Origin of the sequence: Williamsia sp. DF01-3 (genome assembly GCF_023051145.1) — a bacterium.
Classification (GTDB): domain Bacteria; phylum Actinomycetota; class Actinomycetes; order Mycobacteriales; family Mycobacteriaceae; genus Williamsia.
This window is the reverse complement of the sequence record NZ_JALKFS010000005.1, coordinates 2,467,009-2,485,403: the sequence shown is the minus strand read 5'-3', so window position 1 is coordinate 2,485,403 and position 18,395 is coordinate 2,467,009. Positions and strand designations below refer to the sequence as shown.

Here is an 18,395-nt window from a genome sequence, read left to right as displayed (position 1 = left end):
CCCCCAGGACGAGAAGAGGAGCCTACCGGTGGAGGGTGAGGATGTCGTCGATCCCGATCATCCCGGTACGAAAGGCGAACAACACCACCTGCACACGGTCGCGTGACCCTGTCTTGGTGAGCACCCGGCCGACATGCGTCTTGACCGTGGCGAGGGACAGGTGAAAGTCCGCGGCGATCTCGCCATTGGTCATCCCGACTGCGATGGCCCGCAACACCTCTGTCTCCCGGGGGGTCAGCGGATCGACGAGGTCGGGCACCACGGTGGCGTGACCGGCAGGTGCGGCCGGCGTCGGCATCGCCGCGGTTCCCGCCACGTGGGTCAGCAGGCGTCGGGTGGACCGCGGCGCGATCACGGCGTCACCGGCATGAACCGTCCGGATCGCAGCCAGGAGCTCTTCCGGTTGCGCGTCCTTGAGCAGGAACCCGCTGGCACCAGCGGAGATTGCCGCCAGCAGGTACTCGTCGGTGTCGAACGTCGTCAGTACCAAGACTTTCGGGACACCCTGCTGCACCGACCCACCCGTTTCCTGCTCGGCGAGCAGTTGCCTGGTGGCCGCGATGCCGTCGACGCCTGGCATCTGGACATCCATGAGCACCACGTCGGCGGGGGTTCGGCGCAGAGCCTCCACGGCTGCGGAACCGTCGGATGCCTCGAGCACCACCGTCATGTCGGCCTGCGAATCGATGACCATTCCGAAACCCGCACGTACCAGCGCCTGGTCGTCGACAAGCGCTACTCGGATCACCTCGGTCATCGACCCTCCCCGGTGGGTAACGACGCGCGAATACTGTATCCGGGTCCGTCGTCACGGGGGCCGGCCTGCAGCGTCCCACCATGTAGTTCAGCGCGTTCGCGCATGCCAAGCAACCCCTTTCCGCCGGCCGGACGCAGCTCGCCATCACCGGTGGTAGGGACAACGCCTCGACCGTCATCGGTGACGATGATGGTCAATTCGTCGCTCTGCCAATGCAAGCCGACTTCGGCAGAGGCCCCGAGCCCCGCGTGTTTGAGGATGTTGGTGAGCGATTCCTGCACGATTCGGTAGGCGGTCAGTCCGCATCCCACCGAAACGTCGCGAGCGAAACCAAAAGAGTCCAGTCGAACCGGCAAACCCCCGGCCCGCACGGAATCCACGAGTTCGGGGATGTCGGCGATGCCTGGCACCGCCCGTATCTCGCGTGGCCCGTCATCACGCAGCACTCCCAGCAGCGACCGCATGTCGGCAAGGGCCTGACGCCCGTTGTCGGCAATGGTGGCCAGCGCCTTGACGGCCTGCGCCGGATCCTGCTGCGCCGCATACCGGCCGCCATCCGCCTGCGCGATCACCACCGTCAGCGTGTGGGCGATGATGTCGTGCATCTCGCGCGCAATCCGGGTGCGCTCGCCGATGGCGGCGATCTCAGCTTCCTGTGCCCGTTCGAGTTCCAGCAGGCGGGCCCGCTCACGTAGTCCCTGCACTTCCCGAAGTCGCGTGCGCCGCAACATCCCGGTCGCCCAGATGCCGACGGCGATGACACCCAGGCTCACTGCCCCAGGCGCCGTGAACTCATACGCGGCCGTGTCGTCGGCTGCGGAGTACAGGCGCCCCGACGACAGCACACAACCGACGAGGCCAAGGGCCAATGCGGCTTGGGTGCCTCTTGTCGAACCGTAGGCGGCCATCGAGTAGATACCGATCACCGCGGTCACCATCACCGCAGGGCTGAGTCTTTCGTCAACAGCCAGATGCGCGAAGGCCGCAGCAGCGATGACCACACCGGAGACGTCGGGGCGGGTCCGACGGAACGCGACGGCGACACAGACGATCGTGCCGACCGCGATACGCCACACGAGCGGCGTACCCATGTGTTCCCACAGTTCAGGAACGACGCTGAGCAACGCCAGTGTCGCAGCCAGCAGCGAGTCGAGCAGCAGCCGACGCGGTTCGGCGAAGCGGTTCCAGCGCTGCAAGATCCGCTGGAAGTCCATGTTCGTCAATCTAGCGCCCGGGCGGGTGCCCGGGCATCAGACTGCGGGAGGATTTCTGACGTGGATCAGCGCAGTAGTGCGCGTGACATCACCACACGCTGGATCTGGTTGGTGCCCTCGTAGATCTGGGTGATCTTGGCATCGCGCATCATCCGCTCGACCGGGAAATCGCGGGTGTAGCCGTAGCCACCGAACAACTGCACCGCGTCAGTGGTCACCTGCATGGCCACATCAGAAGCAAAACACTTCGACGCCGCAGAAATGAACCCCAGGTTCTTCTCCCCACGCTCAGCACGCGCGGCCGAGGTGTACACCATCAAACGGGCAGCCTCGATCTTCATCGCCATGTCCGCGAGCATGAACTCCACACCCTGGAACGAGCTGATCGATTTGCCGAACTGCTTACGCTCCTTGACGTAGGCGATCGTCTGATCCAGGGCGCCCTGCGCGATACCCAATGCTTGGGCGCCGATGGTCGGACGGGTGTGATCGAGGGTTTCGAGCGCGGTTTTGAAACCGGTGCCCGGTGCGCCGATGATCCGGTCCCCCGGGATGGTGCAGTTCTCGAAGTACAACTCCGCGGTCGGTGATCCCTTGATGCCGAGTTTCTTCTCCAGCGGGCCGACGGTGAAACCGGGATCATCCTTGTGGACCATGAACGAGGAAATACCGTTGGCACCCTTATCCGGGTCTGTCACCGCCATCACCGTGTACCAGGTGGACTTGCCGCCGTTGGTGATCCAGCACTTGGAACCGTTGAGCACCCAGTTGTCGCCCTCTTCCCGGGCCCGGGTCTTCATCGCCGCCGCATCCGAACCGGCCTCACGCTCGGACAACGCATACGACGCCATCGCCTCACCCGACGCGATCGACGGCAACACCTGCTGCTTGAGTTCCTCAGAACCCTTCAAAATCAAACCCATCGTGCCCAACTTGTTCACCGCCGGGATCAACGACGCCGACGCATCCACCCGCGCGACCTCCTCGATCACAATGCACGCAGCCACCGAATCCCCACCCTGACCGTCGTACTCCTCAGGAACATGGATCGCGTTGAAACCCGACGCCGTCAACGCCGCCAACGCCTCCTCCGGGAACCGGGAGTTCTCGTCCACATCAGCAGCGTGAGGCTCGATCTCCTTCTCGGAAAGAGCCCGAATCGCCGCACGCAACTCGTCATGCTCCTCACCAAGCTTGAACAGATCAAAATCGGGGTTGCCGGCCATCAGAACACTCCTCGTATCCGCCAGAAAAACTCGGTTCTTCCCGTCGATCCTAGTACTTGCGCGCCCAGAGTTACTCACGGGTAACTGAAAAGACAGGGCCGTGCCCGACCGCTGCAGACGCTAGCCTGACGATGAGTCGCACCCGCCGTGCCAGTGAGGAAGCCATGACCCCAAAGCAGTCGCCCGAAGCAGAACTCGCCGACTTCGACCGCGCCGAGTTCACCCATTTCGGCAAAACGCGCACGATCTACCGGCGAGGCGAGGGGCCGGCCGTGGTTGTCATCGCGGAGATGCCGGGAATCACGCCGAAGGTGCTGAACTTCGCTCGCAAGGTGTCCGACATCGGGTGCACTGCTGTGGTCCCCAGCCTGTTCGGAGTCGACGGCCTCGACCCCATGCCGGACAACCTGGGGTATCTCAAGTCCGTCGGGGTCCTGACGTCGGTTCTGGTCCCCACCTGCATCAGCCGCGAGTTCACCGTCCTCGCCACGGGGAAGTCGTCACCTGTGGTGACCTGGCTGCGTGCACTGGCCGCCGATGAGCACAAGCGGTGTGGTGGCCCGGGTGTCGGCGCCATAGGGATGTGTTTCACCGGCGGATTCGCGCTCGCGATGGCCGCGGACGACCGACTCCTGGCCCCCGTGCTCGCCCAGCCCTCCATGCCGTTTCGGCCGGTCGGCGCGGCGAACATCGACATCTCGCCCGACGATCTCGCGGTTGTCAAAGGGCGGTGCGCCGCAGGTCTGGAAGTGATGGGCGTCCGGTTCAGGAAAGACAAGCTCTCCCCCGCTGCCCGGTTCGACTACCTGCGCAGAGAATTGGGCGACGCCTTCGTGGCCATCGAGATAGACGATGCCGACGCGGGCCCGTCTCCGATGCCACCGCACTCGCCGCTCACCGAGCACCTCATCGACGAACCAGGCCAGCCCACCCGAGCCGCTCTCGACGAGGTTCTCGACCTCTTCCGGCGCAAACTGCTGGTCGACGCCGACAGCTAGCCTCCGAGAAGTTTCTGCTTCAAAGCCTGATCTTTCGCCAGAACCATGTCCGACAGGTCGGCCTGGAACCGTTCCATCTGCGCGCGCAGTCCCGGGTCCGCCGCCGCGAGAATGCGCACCGCCAGCAGACCAGCATTACGTGCCCCACCCACCGACACAGTCGCCACCGGCACCCCGGCGGGCATCTGCACGATCGACAGAAGTGAATCCATGCCGTCGAGGTATTTGAGCGGCACCGGAACACCGATCACCGGCAGCGGCGTGGCCGAGGCCACCATGCCGGGTAGGTGCGCCGCTCCTCCTGCACCCGCGATGATGACCGAGAGTCCGCGCCCGGCAGCCTCTTTCGCGTAGTCGAGCATGCGCTGAGGAGTTCGGTGCGCGGAGACGACACCCACCTCGAATCGGACCCCGAACTCGGCGAGGGCCTCCGCAGCGGCCTCCATCGTCGGCCAGTCCGAGTCGCTGCCCATGATCAGGCCGACCCGCGGCCCCTGCGGCCGGTTACCCGAACCTTCGCCGTTCTCACTCACCGTGCACATCCCATCCGTCGGTCCACTCCGCGTGCGACATCCAGTGTGCGGCCCGTTCCGCGATCTCCCGCACGTGCGCCACGTGCTCGGGGTCGTCCACGTTGCCGCCCGCCGATCCCAGGACGTTGACGTGTCCGATCTTGCGGTCGGGGCGTTCTCCCTTGCCGTACAGGTGCACCTTCGCCTGCGGGATACGTGCAAACAGATGGTGCAGTCGCTCGTCCATCGACATCGCCGGAGCCTGCGCAGCACCGAGGATGTTGGCCATCACGGTGACCGGGGCCCGCGTTCCGGTGTCGCCCAGTGGGTAGTCGAGGACAGCACGAAGGTGCTGTTCGAATTGGCCGGTGACACTGCCGTCCATCGACCAGTGGCCACTGTTGTGCGGGCGCATCGCCAGCTCGTTCACCAAGAGCGAGCCATCGGTGGTCTCGAACAGCTCGACCGCCATCACCCCGACCACACCCAGTTCGCCGGCCAGCGACAACGCGAGTCGCTGCGCCGAGGTTGCCGTTTCTTCCGACAGGTTCGGTGCCGGCGCGATCACCACGGCGCACTGTCCTTTACGTTGGACCGTTTCCACCACCGGCCACACGGCGCCCTGGCCGAACGGCGAGCGTCCCACCATCGCCGACAGCTCCCGCCGCAGCGCGATCCTCTGCTCGACCATCAGGGACGAACCCGCTGGTGCCGCCGCAAGCGCCTCGAGTGCCTCCTCGCGACTGTCGACCAGCCACACCCCGCGCCCGTCATAGCCACCGCGGATGGTTTTGAGGACCACCTGCCAGTGATGTTGCTCACCGAACTCGATGAGCGCCTCCATGGGGTTGTCCTGGGGCAGTTCGGCGTACGCGGGAATGGGCGCCCCGAACTCTGCGAGGCGCCGCCGCATGGCGAGCTTGTCCTGGGCAAAGATCAACGCGCTCGGCGGAGGAAGCACACTGACGCCCTCGCCGACCAGCACCTCGAGGTGCTCGATCGGCACGTGCTCGTGGTCGAAGGTCAGCGCGTGGCTGCCACGCGCCGCAGCGCGGAGGTCGTCGAGGCTGTTGTGGCTGCCGAGCACCACATCGGGGCTGACCTGGGCGGCCGGCTCGTCGGCGGACGCCGCCAGGACACGTAGACGCTGCCCCAATGCGATGGCGGCCTGATGGGTCATGCGCGCCAGCTGACCGCCGCCGATCATGGTGACCACGGGCATCCCCGGGGCAGCTGCGTCACGACTGGCCCCCGGCGACGCCGGTGCAGGTGGGACTGCCGAATCGGGGGCCGTGGGAACAGTGGGCACGGGTGCCGTCGAGGCAGGGGTCGGATCACTCGTCACGGCTATCCATCGTGTCACGGGAGGCGTCGATCGGACGACACGGGAGGCGCCGGGACGTGCCGGGATTGGTTTCTGGACGAAGTTGTTTCGTAGACTCCATCCTTGTGTCACTCACCGATGGGCTCATGGCCCGTATGCCTGCGCCGCTGAGAGCGCTGGTAATGCGTCACCATGAGCTCATCAAGTTCGCCATCATCGGTGGCTCGATGATGATCTTGGACATGGCGATCTTCTACTCGCTGAGCCTGACGATCCTCGAGACCAAACCCGTCATCGCCAAGGTCATCTCCGGTGTGCTCGCGACCATCGTCAGCTACATCCTCAACCGCGAGTGGGCGTTCAAGAACCGCGGCGGCCGCGAAACCCACCACGAGGCGTTCCTCTTCTTCGCGATCAGCGGGGTCGGAGTTGTTCTCCAGGCCGCGCCGTTGTTCGTGGCGAACAACCTGTTCGACATCCGCAGTTCGGTCGACGTCACCAAGCTGGTGATCATTGACTTCATCCTCGGTTACATCATCGGCAATCTGCTCCAGATGGCGTTCCGCTTCTGGGCCCTACGGCGTTTCGCCTTTCCCGAATCCGATCTCGCGGCCGCGGTCGACGCGTCGGTACTGCGTCCGGACGACGATCGCGAGGGTGTCGCACGACCAAAAGACGGACGGCGACAGGACGGGCGGACACAGGACGAGCTCGCCGACGAGGAGCTCGGTCACACCTGACCAGCGCCGCGACACTTCAGCGCGGCTCGCTGATGCCGGTTCTGCTCGATCGGTCCGGATCATCCGTGTCGTGTCGTGGGACCACGATCGCAAAGGTTGCCGGACGCCGCTGCAGCAGATCCAGCCGCCGCCGTCGGCTTCGATCAGTGCGCGGGCGAGCGGCAGACCCACCCCACTCGATCCGCCCTCGGAGTAACCACGCTGGAACACGTGGGGCGCGCTCTTGTCGCTGATCCCCTGACCCTCGTCGGACACCGACACCCGGATCATGCGGCTACCGGGCAACTCTCGCGTGTCCACCCAGCAATCTCCGGCCCCGTGGTGCAGCGCATTGTCGACGAGTACGCTCAACGCCTCCCGCAGCCGGGTGGGGGTGACCCGGGCCGCGCACTGCCCGACCCCTCCGGCCCGTAGATGACGGCCCTGCACCTCGAACGCCGATTCGTAGTCGGCGACCACCTGAGCGACCTGCTCGGGCACGGAGACGGGATCGAGCATGGCGACCTGTTCACCCCTGGCGGCGGTGATCAACTCATCGAGTTCGCTGGTCAGCCGTTCCACCTGCGCCAAACCTGCCTCGGCTTCGGTCACCACATCGGGATCGGGATGGATCGATAGTTCGTCGAGCCGCAACCGGATCGCGGTTAGTCTGCTGCGCAGTTGGTGGGAGACCTCTCCGACGATCCGTCCCTCGCGTTCCAGCCGGATGGTGATCTCTCGGTTGGCGGCATCGAGGGCAGATGACACCCGGTCGAGTTCTTCGATGTCGTAGTGCCGGCCTTCGGTACCGAAGTCGCCTTTGGCCATCCGGGCAGCACGTGCGGCGACGTCCTCGAGTGGGTCGGCGAGGCGGCCGGCCGTCACCGCGGCCACCACCAGACCGAGGATCACCGAGGTCACCACCACCAGCGAGACCACACCCACAGCTCCCCACTGCCGGCTGCGGACCTGAGCGTGCGGAACAGAGAGGGTGAGCGACCCGGCTTCGCCGAGGGTGAGCGATTCGGTGACGACTTCCTCGTCGATCGGCGGTCCAACCTCGAGCCGCCCGCGTTCCATGCCCTGGGGCCCGCTGATCGGGAAGTAGATCTCGAGCCGGCCGTTCTCGGGGACGAGCAATCGGAACTTGTCCCGGTCGACGGTGCCGCTGATCGACCCGTCGGGTCCTTCTTGGTCGAGCAGTTCGGTGGATACCCGTTTGAGGCGGTCGTCGAGATCTTGATGTGCGGTGTCGTCCACCCACCACCAGGCGGTGAACATCAACGGCACGCCCAGGAGCAGGCCGATGCCCATCACCATGGCCATCATCGACCGAAGGATCCGGCGGCGCATCTAGTCGGGGTCGAACCGGAAGCCGACACCGCGAACGGTGACGATGCGCTTCTTACGTCCGGGCTGATCGTCGCCGATCTTGCGGCGCAGCCAGGAGATGTGCATGTCGAGCGTCTTGGACGACAGAAGGTCCGGGGTACCCCAGACCTCGGTCAGGATCTCCTCGCGGCTGACCACTTCGCCGCCCCGCTCCATCAGGTACCGCAGCAGGTCGAACTCGCGGTTGGCGAGTGTGGTGTCCTGACCGCTGACCAACACACGCCGTCCGCGCGCGTCGAGGTGGATGTCGCCGGCTTCGATGACCACATCCACGCTCTGCTTGCGGCGCAGCAGTGCCCGTACCCGGGCCAGGAGTTCGGCGAGGCGGAACGGCTTGCCCACGTAGTCGTCGGCCCCGGCATCGAGGCCGACGACGAAGTCGACCTCGTCGGTACGAGCAGTCAACATGAGCACGGCCAGATTGGGCCGAACCGCCCGGATACGGCGGCAGACCTCGAGCCCGTCCATCTCGGGCAGCCCCAGATCGAGGACCAGCAATTCGAACCTGCCACTGCGGGCTTGCTCCAGCGCAGCGGTGCCGGTGGTGACGACCTCGCAGCCATACCCTTCACGGCTCAGGGCGCGGGCCAGCGGAGCGGCGATCGCGTCATCGTCTTCGGCGAGCAGAACTTCGGTCACCAGACCAATTTAGGCGCATGCGGCACGGATACCCGGATCCGATCGGATTCCCGCGCGGCCACAGGCCGTCACGGGACGAGTTCGCCGCCGGATGAGACGTCAGCGCCGGAAGCTGTTGCCGTCCGGAGCATCGAACACCTCGTGATACAGGAGTGAGTGCACGCGTTCCACGTTCGGGATGTCGTTGAACTCGAGGGGGTCTTCGGACGCCGACTCGATGATGAGGGTGCCCGTTCGGAGCATCCGATCGATCAGTCCGTGTCGGAACTCCACCGAGTTGATGCGCTGGACCGGGATGTCGATACCCGAACGGGTGATGATGCCGTTGCGGTAGGTCACCCGCCGATCGGTGAGGACGAAGTGGGTGGTGCGCCAACTGATGAGAGGCCGCACGAAGAACCAGAGGACGATGAGGAGCCACAACGCGGCGATGACGACGCCCACGATCAGCTTTGCCGAGGAGTCGAGGTCGGCATTGGAGAGGTAACCTCCCGCCACACCCGCGGCGGCGGTCCCGACAACAAAGATGAGCGCGGGGGCCAGCAGGCATTTCCAGTGCGGATGGTGATGCACAACCACACGTTCGCCCTGCGCAAGGATGTTCTCCGGATACCCCATCGACAAATCCTCCCGTTGATGACCGTGGCGTACGGCGACTCGCCCGGTCGGTGCCGTTATCAAACCAGAATCGGGCCTGTCCGAACCACAGGCAGCGCCGCGACAGCCCGACGGTGGGGACGCAGACGGCCCCGGGAGCGCTACGGTGGACACCTGATCGTTCTCAGGCCGCAGCAGCGCTGGTCGGTAAACTCGCGCGCAGGGAGGTGCACGATGTACCCGAATGACCCGTACGACCCGAACAAGCCGCGAACAGCCCGGTTCGACCGTGGCTACGAACCCGAGTCACAGGCTTACAGCCAGGCGTACAACCAGGGGCTCCGCCTCCGGACCCGTACTACGCCGCTGCGCCACCACCGGCCACGCCGCCGCGACGGCGCCCCGCCACCAACCGGCCGCAGGTCAACCCGACGATGTTCATCGGCGGAGTCCTCGCCACCGCCATCGTGACCGGCCTGGCCGCCTGGCTCGTCGCGTGGATCATCCGGCTGATCATCGAGCGCGTGAACGAGACCGGAAAGCTCGGCGTGTGGAATCCGATGGCGAACGACGAGTACTGGTTCGCCATCGTCGCGTTCCTGTGCGCCCTGTTCGCAGGAGCGCTCTGGTACGTCCTGCAGCTCACCACACCATCGCCGAGCCAATTTTTCTCCTGGATCGTCGGGCTCCTGATCCTGGCCGCCATCTTGATCCCACTGCTGCTGTCGCGGGATTGGACGACCGGGATCTCGACCGCGATCATGCACGCAGTGATCGGTATCCCGATCCTCCTGCTGATCCCGGCAATGGGCACCAAGAGCTACGAACGTCGCTGACGGCCGAGGCCGGCGGTAGGGCGACAGGCCCGGCGTCGACCCAGTTAATCCGTTCGACCCAGTTGGGTCCGTTCGACCCAGTTGGATCGGCTCAGTCGGTGACCCTCAGGTGGGTGACATCGCCGGCCGCGACCGGCACGTTCTGACCGGGAGCCACCTCGACGACCACTCGTCCGATGCTGTCGATCGATGTGGCCAGACCCTCGATCTCTTCGCCCGCCGGCATCTGCACCCGCACTCGATGTCCCAGGGTTGCGCAAGCAGCCCGGTAATCGTCGGCCACCGCGCCGAGATCACCCGGCCACTGGTCCAACCGTCGCGACAGCGCTCGCAGAACGGCGCCGGCAAGCTGGGTCCGGTCGACGGAGGCTCCCGCCAGGTCCAGCGAGATGGCGGTCGGGACGGGCAGTTCCGCCTCGGTGAGGCTCACGTTGATCCCGAGTCCGATCACCACCACGGGCCCGCTCGGTCCGTGGGTCAGCTCGGCAAGGATCCCGGCGACCTTGCGTCCGCCGTAACCTGCCTCGGTGGTGGTGTCGTCACCGAAGAGCAACACGTCATTGGGCCATTTGAGCCTGGGACTGAGGTCGGTGATCTCGGCGATTCCCTCGACCACCGCAAGACCCGTCAGGAGCGGCAGCCATCCGAGTGCCTGAGGTTGGTCCGACGTGTTCGCAGGCGCGGCCACCGACAACGCCACCTGCGCTCGGGGCGGACTCTCCCACTGCCGGGAATGTCTGCCACGCCCAGCGGTCTGGTGCTCGGCGATGAGCACGGATCCAGCGCAATCGGTGGACCCGGCAAGACTCACCAGATCCGCGTTCGTGGACCCGGTCTCCTCGACCACGCGAACCGACCGCCATCGGGTGCCGGTCACCGCTTGTTGAAGGGCCTCGTGGTCCAGAGGTGCTCGCTCGTCGGTCATGAGGTCTGAGAGTAGAGCGCAAGGAGTGCGATCGGCCACAGAACAGACGGAAGTACGTGTGTCGCTCAGTACCGAACCAAACGTGAGAGAAGCCTCAGGTTAGCCCGCTCACACCAGCGAAAACGGGTGTGGATAGCATCATGGCCATGACGAGTGCCCCCCAGGACGTGCCATCGACGCCGGATATCCACACGACTGCAGGAAAGCTCATCGACCTGCACAATCGTCTCGCTGAAGCCAAGCATCCAGTCGGAGAGGCGGCGGTCGAGAAGACCCACGCCAAGGGAAAACTGACCGCGCGCGAGCGAATCACCCATCTGCTCGACGACGGTTCGTTTGTCGAACTCGACGCCCTTGCCCGACACCGCAGCACCAACTTCGGACTCGCCGAGCGCCGTCCGCTCGGCGACGGTGTGGTGACCGGCTACGGGACGATCGACGGTCGTGAGGTCTGTGTATTCAGCCAGGATGTCACCGTCTTCGGCGGCAGCCTCGGCGAGGTGTACGGCGAGAAGATCGTCAAGGTGATGGACCTGGCGATCAAGACCGGCCGTCCGCTCGTCGGCATCAACGAGGGTGCCGGTGCCCGCATCCAGGAAGGTGTGGTCTCCCTGGGGCTCTACGGCGAGATCTTCCACCGCAACGTCCGAGCCTCGGGTGTCATCCCGCAGATCTCCCTCATCATGGGCCCGGCGGCCGGTGGCCACGTCTACTCGCCTGCCCTCACCGACTTCGTGGTGATGGTCGACGGGACCAGCCAGATGTTCGTCACCGGACCCGACGTCATCAAGACGGTCACCGGTGAAGACGTCACGATGGAAGACCTCGGTGGCGCACACACCCACATGGCAAAGTCCGGTGTCGCGCACTACGTCGCCAGCGACGAAGAGGACGCGCTCGACTACGTGAAGGAATTGCTCAGCTACCTGCCGAGCAACAACCGGGCCGAGGCGCCGCGCTTCCCTGTGGCACAGCCGGCCGCGGGATCGATCGAGGACACCCTCACCGACGAGGATCTCGAACTCGACACCCTCATCCCCGACTCCCCGAACCAGCCGTACGACATGCATGAGGTCATCCGCCGCATCCTCGATGACGACGAGTTCCTCGAGGTACAGGCCGGCCGCGCGGCGAACATCATCGTCGGCTTCGGTCGCGTCGACGGCCGCAGCGTAGGCATCGTCGCGAACCAGCCGACCCAGTTCGCCGGCTGCCTCGACATCGACGCCTCGGAGAAGGCCGCCCGCTTCGTCCGCACCTGCGACGCCTTCAACGTGCCGATCATCACCCTGGTGGACGTCCCGGGATTCCTGCCGGGCACCGACCAGGAGTACAACGGCATCATCCGTCGCGGCGCCAAATTGCTCTACGCATACGGAGAGGCAACGGTCGGCAAGATCACCGTCATCACCCGTAAGGCCTACGGCGGCGCATACGACGTCATGGGCTCCAAGCACATGGGTGCCGATGTGAACCTGGCGTGGCCGACGGCCCAGATCGCCGTCATGGGAGCCTCGGGCGCGGTCGGATTCGTCTACCGCGGCAAGCTCAAAGAAGCTGCGGCCAACGGAGAAGACGTGGATGCGCTGCGCTTGCAGCTGCAGCAGGAGTACGAGGACACCCTGGTGAACCCGTACGTGGCAGCTGAACGCGGCTACGTCGACGCGGTCATCCCGCCGTCGCACACCCGCGGTCAGATCGCCACGGCGCTCAAGCTCCTCGAGCGCAAACTCGTCAACATGCCACCGAAGAAGCACGGGAACATTCCGCTGTGAGTGCAGACAACACGCCAGAGACGAACGCTGCGGACGGCACCGGTGATGCCGCTGCGGCTCGGCCTTTCCTGCGAATCGTCAAAGGGAACCCATCGGATGCCGAGATCGCCGCGGTCGTCGGTGTTTTCGCCTCGGCAGGGGGTTCGGGTGTGGAAGAGGACCCGGGGCCACGCAACCTGTGGGGCACCCCGTCCGACCGACTGCGTGCGGCCGGTGGTCTTGCTCCCAACGCTTTTCCGAACCTGGCCTTCGGTTACTGAGTCGATGCACACGGGTGGGCGCCGATGACCCGGGTGGTCCTGGCATCGGCGTCGCCCGCACGCCTGCGGATCCTGCGGGCCGCCGGTGTCGATCCACTGGTCGAGGTCTCGGATGTCGATGAAGATGCGCTGATCGCGCAGCTCGGAGACACCGCATCTCCCTCCGACGTCGTGACGGCCCTCGCGAAGGCCAAGGCGGACGATGTCGCCGCCCATCCGGGCATCTCCTCGATTGACGACGCGGTTGTCATCGGGTGTGATTCGATGCTGCACCATCGCGGCATCCTGTCCGGCAAACCTCACACTCCCGATGTGGCTCGCGCTCAATGGCTTTCGATGCGCGGGTCGGTCGCCGACCTGTTGACAGGCCACTGTGTGCTTCGGATACGCGGAGGCTCGGTGGTAGCGGAGGCTGTCGCGTTCGCGGGCACCACGATTCGTTTCGGTTCGCCCACCGACGAGCAGGTGGACGCATACGTCGCCACCGGCGAACCACTGGCGGTGGCCGGCGCATTCACGCTCGACGGGCTCGGGGGCTGGTTCATCGACGGTGTCGATGGCGACCCGTCGTCGGTGATCGGGATCAGTCTGCCGCTGGTTCGGACCTTGATCGACCAACTCGGGGTCAGCGTGACCGACTTGTGGTCGGCACGTTGACGATTGCGACCATGAGCCCGTAGGGCTCAGGCCCCCGCACCACTACCGCCTTGCCTGACCGGAGACGTGCGGCATCCATCTTCCAGCCCGGGCCCGCGGCGGGCGCGAGTTCGCCCTCACGCACTCGCAGGTGGTCGACACCGTCGCACGCGAAGGTGACTACGCTGTTGCGAGTACCCCTGTCGAGGAGCTTGCGCTTGCACGTCACCACGATTGACCGCTACTCGCCCGCCCCCGGCGTCCTCCTGCGGTGGTCGGTGGACAGCTCCGCGGATCGCGTGGTCGCCTCCGCGGTGCCACCCTCGTTCAATCAGACCTTTCATCTCGCCGGCGCGGAAGACGGAACCATCTGGCTGGCAGCAGCTTTCGATGTGGACGGCCGAGTCGACACCAAAGCGCTCGAACGGGCGTACCGCCTCTTGATCGCACGGCACGGGACCTTGCACAGCGGATTCGTCCGAACCGACGGCGGAATAGGACGCGAACTGCACGACGCGTCGCACATCACCCTCGTTGCGCGCGCCGGGATCGAGACGACGTCGTCGGCCGATCTCCGCGATCTGCTGTGGAACTCACTGAACGATGCCTGCCACCCGTTCGGCTTTCCGGCCTACCTGTTGGCGGCCATCGACCGTGCCGACCGGTCCACGGTGTTCTGCGGATTCGATCACTCACACGTGGACGCCTACTCCATGTCGATCATCGTGGGTGATCTGCACCAGCTCTACCACGCAGCCAAGGCCGAACCGGGTGGTTTCATCGCAGACGAGATGCGGATGGCCGGCAACTTCGTCGACTACTGCGCCGCGGAATCCGATGCTGCGCCCATCGGGCGGTCCGACCCCCGCATGCGGGCGTGGCTGGCATTCTTCGACGAGCACGAGAACACCGCCCCTTCGTTTCCACTCGACCTCGGGCTGCTCCCGGGCGAGAGAGCGCCGCAGGCGGTCGACCTACGTCATCTGCTCGGACCCGAGGCCACCGACCGCTTCGACAGCCGATGTCGGAGCGCCGGGGCGAGCACTTTCGCCGGAGTGCTCTCGGCGATGGCACAGACAGTTCGCGGCTTCGGCGGTGGACCGCAGATGTCCATGCTCTTCCCTGTACACACCCGACGCTCAGAGCCGTGGCAGAACGCGGTCGGGTGGTTCACCACCAATGCACCGCTCGAGGTGGTCGCGGCCGAGAACTTCGATGAGACCGTCGCCCGCACGGGGCCCGCGTTACGCGCGGCGGTGAAGTTGGGTGAGGTGCCGGTGCCCCAGGTGCTCGAGGCGATCGGCGGTATCCACCGCCGTCGCGACGACATCTTCATGGTCTCGTACGTCGACTATCGGAGACTGCCCGGCTCGGGCACACACGAGGAGATCGGGGCGACCCACATCTCGAACGTCACCACCGCCGACGACGTCCAGTTCTGGATCTCCCGAACAGATCGGGGACTGGCGCTGCGCACCCGCTACCCGGACACCGAAACCGCTGTAGCCGTCATCGGTACCTTCCTCGACGAACTCGGGCGCAGACTCGCCACCGAGTGGTGACGCGTCCGGCGTCAGGGTCCTCCGGCCCCGTCCACTGCGTCGGTGTTGCCGTCGGCACTACGCTCAGGGGGTGCACCCGCACGCATCGTCCAGCCCGATTTGGAGCACCGCACGTGACCGTTGAGATCGACAACAATCCCGGCTTCGCCGACTACGTTCATCCAGAGCGTCTGGTGAGCACCGAATGGCTCAGCGCCCATCTGGGAACCAACGGCCTCAAGATCATCGAATCGGACGAGGACGTGCTGCTGTTCGACATCGGCCACATCCCCACCGCACAGAAGGTCGACTGGCACCTTCACCTGAACGACCCGGTGACCCGCGACTACATCTCCGGCGAACAGTTCGCAGAACTGATGCGCAGCAAGGGTATTCGCCGCGACGACACCGTGGTCATCTACGGCGACAAGAGCAACTGGTGGGCCGCGTACGCACTCTGGGTCTTCACCCTGTTCGGTCACGAAGACGTACGACTGCTCGACGGCGGCCGCGACGCGTGGTTCTCGGAGGACCGCGACATCACCCTCGACGTCCCGGTCTATCCGGAGTCCGACTACCCGGTCGTCGAACGCGACGACTCGGTGATCCGTGCGTTCGCCGACGAGGTGCGCGGAGCACTCGGTACCGAACCACTGATCGATGTCCGTTCGCCGCAGGAATACTCCGGTGAGCGCACGCACATGCCCGAGTACCCCCAGGAGGGTGCGCTGCGTGGCGGACACATCCCCACCGCGGTCTCCATCCCGTGGGCCAAGGCAGCCGCCCCGGACGGCCGGTTCAAGCCGAAGGCCGAACTCGACGAGTTGTACGCCGACTTCACATCTGATGAGCCCACCATCGTCTACTGCCGGATCGGCGAGCGGTCTTCGCACACCTGGTTTGTGCTCACCCACCTGCTCGGATTCGAGAAGGTACGCAACTACGACGGGTCCTGGACCGAATGGGGCAACGCCGTGCGCGCCCCCATCGTGACCGGAACCGAACCCGGAACCGCCCCCTCGACAAGTGGCAAGAGGTGACGGCCGCCCTCGATGAGATCGCCGAGGACTTCTCGGCGCTCACCGACTCCGAGAAGATCCAGCTGCTGCTCGAGTTCTCCGACGAACTCCCCGAGCTGCCGGACGATCTCGCCGAAGCGGCGATGGAACCCGTACCCGAATGCCAGTCGCCGCTGTTCCTCTCGGTGGACGCGAGCAACCGCGATTCGGTGCAGCTGTACTTCAGCGCGCCGCCTCAGGCACCGACGACCCGTGGCTTCGCGTCCATCCTGTACCAGGGCCTCAACGGTGCCGGTGCTGACGAGATCCTTGCCGTACCAGGCGACTTCTACACACGGCTGGGACTGGAATCGGCGATCAGCCCGTTGCGACTGCGTGGGATGTCGGCCATGTTGTCGCGGATCAAGGCACATCTGGGCCCGTCGAGCCCGGTGCCGGGACGATGAGATCGCGTTGTCATGAAGTTCATCCAGATGATGGATCAGCCCGTCGAACCTGGCGGGCTGGTCGAGTGGTCGCCCTTCACCGAGGGCGGATTTGCGCAGTGGACGGCTGATTCGCGGCCCACGTCGCACAATCACGAGCAGCATCTGCGCGCCGCGTTCGAATACCGGCTGCGCACCAAACGTGAGGGCGGCCGCGAATCGTGGCTGGGGCTGGCGATCGATTTCGACGAGCCGATGTCGGTACCGGCCATCCGCGCGGCACTGTCGACCTGGATCGACAGGCACGAGGTGCTGCGCAGCCATGTTGTCATCTGGGCGGACCGCCTGGCCCGGCTGACCACCCCGCCCGGATCGGTCAAGCTGAAGATGGGGCGGGTGGGCTGGTACGGCGAACCCGGCCCCCTGCTGGATCAGCTGGCAGGTTCCTTCGACCGAGCGACCGCGCCGCTGCAATGGCCCGCTTACATCTTTGCCACCGTTGCCCGCGAGGACTCGTTCACGCTGCTCTTCGCGGCCGATCACTCTCTGGTGGATGGTTACTCCCTGATCATGGGCCAGTACGAACTCGTGGCGCTCTACACCGCGCACCGGCGCAAGGTGGAGCCCGACCTGCCGCCGGTGGGGTCGTACGTGGACTTCAGTGCCCATCAGCGGCGAGAGGCAGACTCGGCAGGCGCCGAGCACGAAGCCGTTGCGGTGTGGGCCGACTTCCTGCGCGACTCGGGCGGGGAACTGCCCCGGTTCGACATCGCCGACGAGGACGGGACGCCGGTCGAGGCACCGACCCCGTCGCCACAACCGGGTACCGATCTGATCCCCCAGGGTTCGATCACGGCGGATCTACTCGACGATGAACAGACCAACCGATTCACGGCGGTGTGCTCAGCGGCCGGCGGCTCGTTGCTGTCCGGGGTGATGGCGGCCCTGGCGATCGTCTACGCCGAGCTCGGCGGGGGCCCGGTGTTCCGGTGTGTCATTCCCCGGCACACGCGCACCGATCAACAGTGGTTCGGGGCACTCGGCTGGTTCGTCGCCACGGTCCCCTTTCGTCTCGACACCTCAGGCGCGGCCGATTTCGGACAGATCATCGCCCGTGCCGCGGACGAGATGCGGCGCGTCCGCAAAGCCGGGAACCTGCCCTACCTGCGGGTCGGTGAGATCCTCGGACACACGGGAGACACAGACATCCCCGACCCCAGATTCGTCGTCTCGTTCATCGATCTGCGTTTCGCCCCCGGACACGCAGAGGCAGACGCAGGTCGGGCGAGGATGCTGCGCAGCCACAACTACTCGAACGAAGAGGTGTACATCTGGGTGCACCGCACTGCTTCGGGCATCCGCATCTCGTCCCGCTTCCCGGCACAGGGCCGCACTCATCGGCAGGTCGGACGTTATCTCGGCGCCTTCGGAGACTTTCTCAAAGAGGTCGGCAATCGCAGCACCTACGGGCCGCAACCGGGCGACCCCGAGCGCGAATCGGCGACTTGAAAAACGTTACCGGTGAGTAGGTATTGGTGACCGAACGAGCGATCTGTGGGCCAGCAGTCGTGCCTGTTCGGCGGGGTGCTTAGACTCCATC

17 protein-coding genes and 2 pseudogenes are annotated in these 18,395 nt (G+C 65.6%); 10 read left to right on the top strand and 9 right to left on the bottom strand.

The features are described 5' to 3' along the window. Positions 1–22: 22 nt before the first annotated feature. The 3 genes from MVA47_RS13895 to MVA47_RS13885 all read right to left on the bottom strand — a co-directional run bounded on the left by MVA47_RS13895 (position 23) and on the right by MVA47_RS13885 (position 3,197). Complete coding sequence (locus tag MVA47_RS13895; RefSeq protein WP_247208371.1) at positions 23–757, bottom strand: response regulator transcription factor; 735 nt, start codon at positions 755–757, stop codon at positions 23–25. Next, positions 754–1,971 carry a sensor histidine kinase gene (locus MVA47_RS13890; protein WP_247208370.1) on the bottom strand — a complete coding sequence of 406 codons (1,218 nt, stop codon included), beginning with the start codon at positions 1,969–1,971 and terminating at the stop codon, positions 754–756. Before MVA47_RS13890 ends, MVA47_RS13895 begins: the two co-directional genes overlap by 4 nt. A gap of 65 nt (positions 1,972–2,036) precedes the next feature. Beyond that, entirely contained in the window at positions 2,037–3,197 is a 1,161-nt protein-coding gene (locus tag MVA47_RS13885) for an acyl-CoA dehydrogenase (RefSeq protein ID WP_247208369.1), read from the bottom strand. Positions 3,198–3,361: 164 nt separating this feature from the next. Between MVA47_RS13885 and MVA47_RS13880 the strand changes: the two genes are divergently transcribed. Beyond that, on the top strand, positions 3,362–4,195 hold the full coding sequence (locus tag MVA47_RS13880) for a dienelactone hydrolase family protein (protein WP_247208368.1): 834 nt from the start codon (positions 3,362–3,364) through the stop codon (positions 4,193–4,195). On the opposite strand, the gene purE is transcribed toward MVA47_RS13880, so the two are convergent. Both purE and MVA47_RS13870 read right to left on the bottom strand, forming a co-directional pair. Continuing rightward, positions 4,192–4,728, bottom strand: coding sequence for a 5-(carboxyamino)imidazole ribonucleotide mutase (gene purE, locus MVA47_RS13875; protein WP_308280546.1), 537 nt, complete (start codon positions 4,726–4,728; stop codon positions 4,192–4,194). The genes MVA47_RS13880 and purE overlap by 4 nt on opposite strands. Continuing rightward, the gene (locus tag MVA47_RS13870; protein ID WP_247210767.1) at positions 4,721–5,929 is read right to left on the bottom strand and encodes a 5-(carboxyamino)imidazole ribonucleotide synthase; all 1,209 of its coding nucleotides are present in this window, start codon (positions 5,927–5,929) and stop codon (positions 4,721–4,723) included. The genes purE and MVA47_RS13870 overlap by 8 nt, the downstream gene beginning before the upstream one ends. Before the next feature lie 227 nt (positions 5,930–6,156). On the opposite strand from MVA47_RS13870, the gene MVA47_RS13865 reads away from it, so the two are divergent. After that, the gene (locus MVA47_RS13865; RefSeq protein WP_247208367.1) at positions 6,157–6,771 is read left to right on the top strand and encodes a GtrA family protein; all 615 of its coding nucleotides are present in this window, start codon (positions 6,157–6,159) and stop codon (positions 6,769–6,771) included. Positions 6,772–6,951: 180 nt separating this feature from the next. Here MVA47_RS13865 and MVA47_RS13860 read toward each other — a convergent pair. From MVA47_RS13860 to MVA47_RS13850, 3 genes and pseudogenes are all read right to left on the bottom strand, one after another. Beyond that, positions 6,952–7,269: pseudogene (locus tag MVA47_RS13860) on the bottom strand (ATP-binding protein); the annotation flags it as partial. Positions 7,270–8,103: 834 nt separating this feature from the next. Continuing rightward, the gene (locus MVA47_RS13855) at positions 8,104–8,781 is read right to left on the bottom strand and encodes a response regulator transcription factor (protein ID WP_023961571.1); all 678 of its coding nucleotides are present in this window, start codon (positions 8,779–8,781) and stop codon (positions 8,104–8,106) included. Between the two features lie 99 nt (positions 8,782–8,880). Beyond that, positions 8,881–9,399, bottom strand: a complete 519-nt coding sequence (locus MVA47_RS13850; protein WP_247208366.1) for a PH domain-containing protein — start codon at positions 9,397–9,399, stop codon at positions 8,881–8,883. A gap of 213 nt (positions 9,400–9,612) precedes the next feature. On the opposite strand from MVA47_RS13850, the pseudogene MVA47_RS13845 reads away from it, so the two are divergent. Next, a pseudogene (locus MVA47_RS13845) lies at positions 9,613–10,214 on the top strand (hypothetical protein). Positions 10,215–10,305: 91 nt separating this feature from the next. Here the strand turns inward: MVA47_RS13845 and MVA47_RS13840 are convergent. Beyond that, entirely contained in the window at positions 10,306–11,139 is an 834-nt protein-coding gene (locus MVA47_RS13840) for a biotin--[acetyl-CoA-carboxylase] ligase (protein ID WP_247208365.1), read from the bottom strand. 146 nt (positions 11,140–11,285) lie between these two features. On the opposite strand from MVA47_RS13840, the gene MVA47_RS13835 reads away from it, so the two are divergent. The 7 genes from MVA47_RS13835 to MVA47_RS13805 all read left to right on the top strand — a co-directional run bounded on the left by MVA47_RS13835 (position 11,286) and on the right by MVA47_RS13805 (position 18,304). Further along, complete coding sequence (locus MVA47_RS13835; RefSeq protein WP_247208364.1) at positions 11,286–12,914, top strand: acyl-CoA carboxylase subunit beta; 1,629 nt, start codon at positions 11,286–11,288, stop codon at positions 12,912–12,914. Then, positions 12,911–13,174: an acyl-CoA carboxylase subunit epsilon gene (locus tag MVA47_RS13830; RefSeq protein ID WP_030174090.1), complete on the top strand. Its 264-nt coding sequence runs from the start codon at positions 12,911–12,913 to the stop codon at positions 13,172–13,174. The genes MVA47_RS13835 and MVA47_RS13830 overlap by 4 nt, the downstream gene beginning before the upstream one ends. A 24-nt stretch (positions 13,175–13,198) precedes the next feature. After that, a complete protein-coding gene (locus MVA47_RS13825; RefSeq protein WP_247208363.1) occupies positions 13,199–13,831 on the top strand; it encodes a nucleoside triphosphate pyrophosphatase in 633 nt (210 codons plus the stop codon). 197 nt (positions 13,832–14,028) lie between these two features. After that, positions 14,029–15,372 carry a condensation domain-containing protein gene (locus MVA47_RS13820; RefSeq protein ID WP_247208362.1) on the top strand — a complete coding sequence of 448 codons (1,344 nt, stop codon included), beginning with the start codon at positions 14,029–14,031 and terminating at the stop codon, positions 15,370–15,372. Between the two features lie 113 nt (positions 15,373–15,485). Next, on the top strand, positions 15,486–16,391 hold the full coding sequence (locus MVA47_RS13815) for a sulfurtransferase (RefSeq protein WP_247208361.1): 906 nt from the start codon (positions 15,486–15,488) through the stop codon (positions 16,389–16,391). Further along, entirely contained in the window at positions 16,388–16,816 is a 429-nt protein-coding gene (locus MVA47_RS13810; RefSeq protein ID WP_023961605.1) for a SufE family protein, read from the top strand. Before MVA47_RS13815 ends, MVA47_RS13810 begins: the two co-directional genes overlap by 4 nt. Before the next feature lie 12 nt (positions 16,817–16,828). Continuing rightward, positions 16,829–18,304 (top strand): condensation domain-containing protein, encoded by a 1,476-nt coding sequence (locus MVA47_RS13805; protein WP_247208360.1) that lies wholly within the window; start codon positions 16,829–16,831, stop codon positions 18,302–18,304. Positions 18,305–18,395: the final 91 nt, after the last annotated feature.

Excerpts from the sequence above, each read along its gene's own strand:
- MVA47_RS13880 (WP_247208368.1), top strand. The coding sequence starts at position 3,362 with ATGACCCCAAAGCAGTCGCCCGAAGCAGAACTCGCCGACTTCGACCGC.
- MVA47_RS13895 (WP_247208371.1), bottom strand. The coding sequence starts at position 757 with ATGACCGAGGTGATCCGAGTAGCGCTTGTCGACGACCAGGCGCTGGTA.
- MVA47_RS13850 (WP_247208366.1), bottom strand. The coding sequence starts at position 9,399 with ATGGGGTATCCGGAGAACATCCTTGCGCAGGGCGAACGTGTGGTTGTG.
- MVA47_RS13805 (WP_247208360.1), top strand. The coding sequence starts at position 16,829 with ATGAAGTTCATCCAGATGATGGATCAGCCCGTCGAACCTGGCGGGCTG.
- MVA47_RS13890 (WP_247208370.1), bottom strand. The coding sequence starts at position 1,971 with ATGGACTTCCAGCGGATCTTGCAGCGCTGGAACCGCTTCGCCGAACCG.
- MVA47_RS13825 (WP_247208363.1), top strand. The coding sequence starts at position 13,199 with ATGACCCGGGTGGTCCTGGCATCGGCGTCGCCCGCACGCCTGCGGATC.
- MVA47_RS13870 (WP_247210767.1), bottom strand. The coding sequence starts at position 5,929 with ATGCCCGTGGTCACCATGATCGGCGGCGGTCAGCTGGCGCGCATGACC.
- MVA47_RS13885 (WP_247208369.1), bottom strand. The coding sequence starts at position 3,197 with ATGGCCGGCAACCCCGATTTTGATCTGTTCAAGCTTGGTGAGGAGCAT.
- MVA47_RS13840 (WP_247208365.1), bottom strand. The coding sequence starts at position 11,139 with ATGACCGACGAGCGAGCACCTCTGGACCACGAGGCCCTTCAACAAGCG.
- MVA47_RS13835 (WP_247208364.1), top strand. The coding sequence starts at position 11,286 with ATGACGAGTGCCCCCCAGGACGTGCCATCGACGCCGGATATCCACACG.